Annotated in this window: 3 protein-coding genes; 1 reads left to right on the top strand and 2 read right to left on the bottom strand. The window is 75.8% G+C overall.

Annotated features, from left to right (window positions below):
• Together QK440_RS40825 and QK440_RS40820 are read right to left on the bottom strand one after the other, a co-directional pair.
• Window positions 1-1,099 (bottom strand): serine/threonine-protein kinase (locus tag QK440_RS40825; RefSeq protein WP_282798327.1); only part of this gene is annotated, 1,099 nt, incomplete at its 3' end.
• Between the two features lie 203 nt (window positions 1,100-1,302).
• Window positions 1,303-2,952, bottom strand: a complete 1,650-nt coding sequence (locus tag QK440_RS40820) for a serine/threonine-protein kinase (RefSeq protein WP_282798326.1) — start codon at window positions 2,950-2,952, stop codon at window positions 1,303-1,305.
• A gap of 629 nt (window positions 2,953-3,581) precedes the next feature.
• Between QK440_RS40820 and QK440_RS40815 the strand changes: the two genes are divergently transcribed.
• Window positions 3,582-4,301, top strand: a 720-nt coding sequence (locus tag QK440_RS40815; RefSeq protein ID WP_282798325.1) for an FHA domain-containing protein, incomplete at its 3' end; no start/stop codon positions are given.

The following is a 4,301-nucleotide window of genomic DNA, read 5'->3' as shown; positions in this document are numbered from 1 at the left end:
GGAGGAGCTCGCCGACGCCGACCGGGGCGGCGTCCGGGGGAGGCGCGGCCCGGGGCGCGCGGGCGGTGCCCAGGGCTCCCCCGGCCAGCTCCTCGGGCCCGGGGACCCGCATGGAGGTGTGGGTGTCGCGGTTGGCGTGCGCCGGGGTGGCCCCGGGGACCAGGGGGACGGCCCCCCGCCGCGGGGTGCGGGGCCGCGGCTCCTGCGGGGCCTGCTCGGGCGCGTCCGCGTCGGCCGCCTCCGTCCCCGGCTCGTCCACGTCCAGCGGCGGGATCCCCGCGAGCAGCGGCAGCTGCTCGCGCAGCCGTGCCGCCAGCTCCGAGGCGCGCAGCCGCGACGCCGGGGCCTTGGCCAGGCACTGCACCATGAGCTGCCACAGCTCCTCGGGGATGCCCGGCAGCGGGACGACGGTCTCGGTGACGTGGCGGCGCAGCACCGCGCCGGGGTGCCCGCCGCCGAAGGGGGTGAAGCCGGCGAGGAGCTCGTAGAGGACCGTGGCGAGGGCGTAGATGTCGACGGAGGCGCGCGGGGGCAGGCCCTCGATGATCTCGGGGGCGAGGTAGTCCGGCGTACCGATGATCTTCGTGGCGCGGGTCCGGCGCGGCGTGTCGATCAGCTTGGCGACGCCGAAGTCCGTCAGGAGGGCCGGGTGGGCGCCGCCGGGGCCGAGCGGGCCCTGCATGTCGAGCAGGACGTTCTCGGGCTTCACGTCGCGGTGCACGATCCCGGCGGCGTGCGCGGCGGCGAGGCCGTCGGCGACGTCCGCGACGATGGCGACGGCGGCCTCGGGCGCGAGGCGGCGCTCGCGCTCCAGGCGGGTGCGCAGGTCGGTGCCGCGGACGAGGTCCATGACGAGCGCCAGGTCGTTGCCGTCCACGACGAGGTCGTGGACGCCCACCACGCGCGGGTGGTCGAGGCTCAGCAGGGCGGTGCGCTCCTGCACGAAGCGGCCGACGAGCTCCTGGTCGGAGGACAGGTCCTCGCGCAGCAGCTTGATGGCGACCGGGCCCTCGGGTCCCTCGCCGAGCCACACCGTGCCGGCGCTGCCACGGCCCAGGATCTGATGGGCGGTGTACCGGCTGCCGATCTTGCGTGCCAAGACTGCTCCTACGGATGTGTGTTGGCGTCAAAAGTACGCGGACATGACGCCAACCTTCACTCCGGGAGCCGAAATCACCCCTCAGATGTCGACAAATCCCCAAAGTCGTGCGGGGGTTGCCGTGCGGGGACGGCCGAGCCCCCGGCCCCGCGTCCGGGGAGCCGGGGGCTCAGGGGCTGCCGGGGGCCGCGGCGCGCGGCGGCTCAGCCGTTGATCTTGGAGCTCCACTCCGAGACCTTGTCCCAGATGTCCCTGACCTGGTCCCAGTAGCCCTTCGTGGTCCCGATCCAGTCCTGGAGCGGGCTCAGCTCCCAGACCAGCCAGCTCGCGACGAACAGGATGACGAGGACGACCAGGCAGCCCTTGAGGCAGCCGAGGCCGGGGATCTTCACCGGGTTCGCGCTGCGCTGGCGGCGCTGCCGGGGCTCCGGCTGGGGCCGCTGCGGCTGCTGGGGTGCCGGGGCGGGCGCCTGCGGCGCGTACGGCTGCGGCTGGGGCGCCTGCTGCGGCGCGTACGGCTGGGGCTGCTGCGGCGGCGCGTACGGCTGCTGCCGCTGCGGCGGGTACGGCTGGGGCTGCTGAGGCTGCGGGGCGTACGGCTGCGGCTGCTGCTGGGGGCGGGCGACCTGGCGCTGCGGGCGGCGGCGCAGGGGGTCCTGGCTGGGGTCCAGGTACTGCACCTGGGTCTGGTCGTTGCGGTCGCGGGCGGCGCGCATCTGGTTCTGCCAGGGGTGCGGCTCGTCCGGCCCCGGGCCCTGGCCCTGGCCCTGGCCCACGGGAGGCATGACGGCCGTGGGGTCGGCGGCGCCCTGGGGGCCGCCGGTGTGCGGCAGGACGCTGGTCGCCGCGGCGGGGTCGTACCCGCCCGGGGCGTTGCCCGAGGTGTTCGGCAGGACCTGGGTGGGGTCGGCGGCGCCCGGCGTGCCCGGCACCGGCGCGGGGGCCGGGTCGGGCGCGAGCAGGGCGGCGACGCCCTCCGCGGCGGCGATCTGCGCGGGCGAGGCGTGCACCCCGATGCCGTCGGCGACGGTCCGCAGGGCGCGCGCCAGGTTGACGGCGCTGGGCCGGCGGTCCGGGTCCTTGCTCAGGCAGCGCTCGATGACCGTCCACAGCGGGTCCGGGACGGTGGACGGGCGGCGCGGCTCGGCGCTCAGGTGCTGGTGCAGGACCTCCAGGGCGGAGCCCCCGGCGAACGGCGGGCGGCCCGTGACCAGCTCGTACAGCAGGATGCCCGCGCCGTAGATGTCGACCGCGCTGGTCTGCGGGCGGCCCTCGGCGGACTCGGGCGCCACGTACGCGGGCGTACCGACGAACTCCTGGGTGCGGGTCAGGCCCGGGGAGTCGGCGAGGCGGGCGATGCCGAAGTCCGTGAGCATCGGGTGCATGCCCTCGGCGTCCTGCTTGACCAGGACGTTGGCGGGCTTCAGATCGCGGTGCACGATGCCGTCGGCGTGGCTCGCGGCCAGCGCGTCGGCGATCTGCGCGGTCAGCAGCGCGGCGGCGGCCGGGGTGAAGGGGCCGTTCTCGCGCAGGTACTTGTGCAGGTCGGGACCGTCGATCAGGTCCATGACCAGCGCGAGCAGGTCACCCTCGACCACCAGGTCGCGGGTGCGCACGATGTTCGGGTGCGTCAGGCGGAGCAGGACGGAGCGCTCCCTGAGGAAGCGCATCACGACGTCCGCGTCGTTCGCGAGCTCCTCCTTGAGGACCTTGATCGCGACGGTCTCCCCGGGCTGGCCGGGAACGGCCGCCTCGGCGCCCGCGGTCTCCCGCTGGCGGGCTCGCCAGACGGTGCCCGTGGCGCCGCGCCCGAGCGGCTCCTCGAGCAGGTACTTGCTGCCTACCGGCCGCACGTCATGCGCTCCCTGCTGAATCTGACTGGTCCGGCTCTTGTGTGCCGGGCCAGTACGCGGTACCCGTACCCGGTCCGTGCCGGACCGGTACGGCATCCGCGCCGGTCCTGCTGGTCCGGTACGGCATCCGTGCCGGTCCGAGTGGCCCTGGATCCCCGGTGGCCCGGGGGCTCCGGTCCACCGTCGCCACCACGGGCTTTCCGACCCACTCTAGTGCCGCCGGGCGGGGCACCGGGCGACGATCTTGCGCCAGGCCGCCGACCGTACGGACCTTCGTTCGGAGGGAAGACGCGCCACCTGGGCCGTTGGTTGCCGACGGCCCCGGAACGGGCCCTTTCGAGGACTTTCGTCCCTGCCTCCCCCTGTCCCGCCCGTGCCCCCCGAAGGCTTCCTTCCGATCCGGTTCCGGTCCGGTTCCGGCCCGGTTCCGGCATGCTTCCCGCACGTTTCCGGGCACGTTTCCGTACAGAGGCGACCAATCAAGATCACTTACGGGTGGGTGACGGGCGTGTTGTCAGTGACAGGTGCGAGGATGCTCCCGTACTGGCCGACGTGCCCGTGTGCGGTGGGGGGAATCACAGCGCGAGTCCCCGTGCCGGGCGCCCAGCGCAGAAGGGACCGCTGACGGCATGCAGATCCGGCTGACCGTCCTCGGGCCGCGTGGCGGCCAGACCGAGCCGGGGGGACGCCCCGCGGCGGCCTGCGACGTGCTGGTCACCGCCCCCGCCGGGACCGCGCTCGCCGCCGTGGCCTCCGGCCTCGCCGCCGCCGTCGCCGCGGGCGAGGGCCCCGCGGTGCTGTACGCGGAGTCGCAGCGCCTCGACCTCCAGCGCTGCACGCTCGGCGAGCCCCCGCTGGTCGACGGGGCGGTGCTCTGCGTCGGTACGCCCGCGGAGCCCGGCCCCGAGCTCGCCGACGCCGCGGCGCAGCTCCACGTGGTCGCCGGGCCGGACGCGGGCGGGGTGCACCTGCTGCACGGCGGCCAGATCCGCGTCGGCCGCTCCGCCCAGGCCGACGTGCCCCTGGACGACCCGGACGTGTCCCGGCTGCACTGCGCGGTCACCCTCTCCCCGGACGGCCGCGTCACGGTCAAGGACCTGGGCTCGACGAACGGCACGGCGGTGGACGGCCGCGTCCTGTCCGACCACCCGGTGCCGCTCACCTCCGGCTCGCTGCTGCGCATCGGCGAGTCCGTGCTCCGGCTGACCACCGGCAGCGGCATGGGCGGCGCGCTCGACACCGCCGCCGACGGCGAGGGCCACGTGCGGGTCGCGGCGGCGCGCGGCGCCGACGCGCCGCGGGCCGTGGGCGGCCACCCCTGGGGCACGGCGGGCGCCCAGGGCGGGGCG

This window comes from Streptomyces sp. CC224B (assembly GCF_030010595.1).
Lineage (GTDB): Bacteria > Actinomycetota > Actinomycetes > Streptomycetales > Streptomycetaceae > Streptomyces > Streptomyces longispororuber.
The sequence above is the reverse complement of the archived record's forward strand: the minus strand, read 5'-3'. Positions and strand labels throughout refer to the sequence as shown.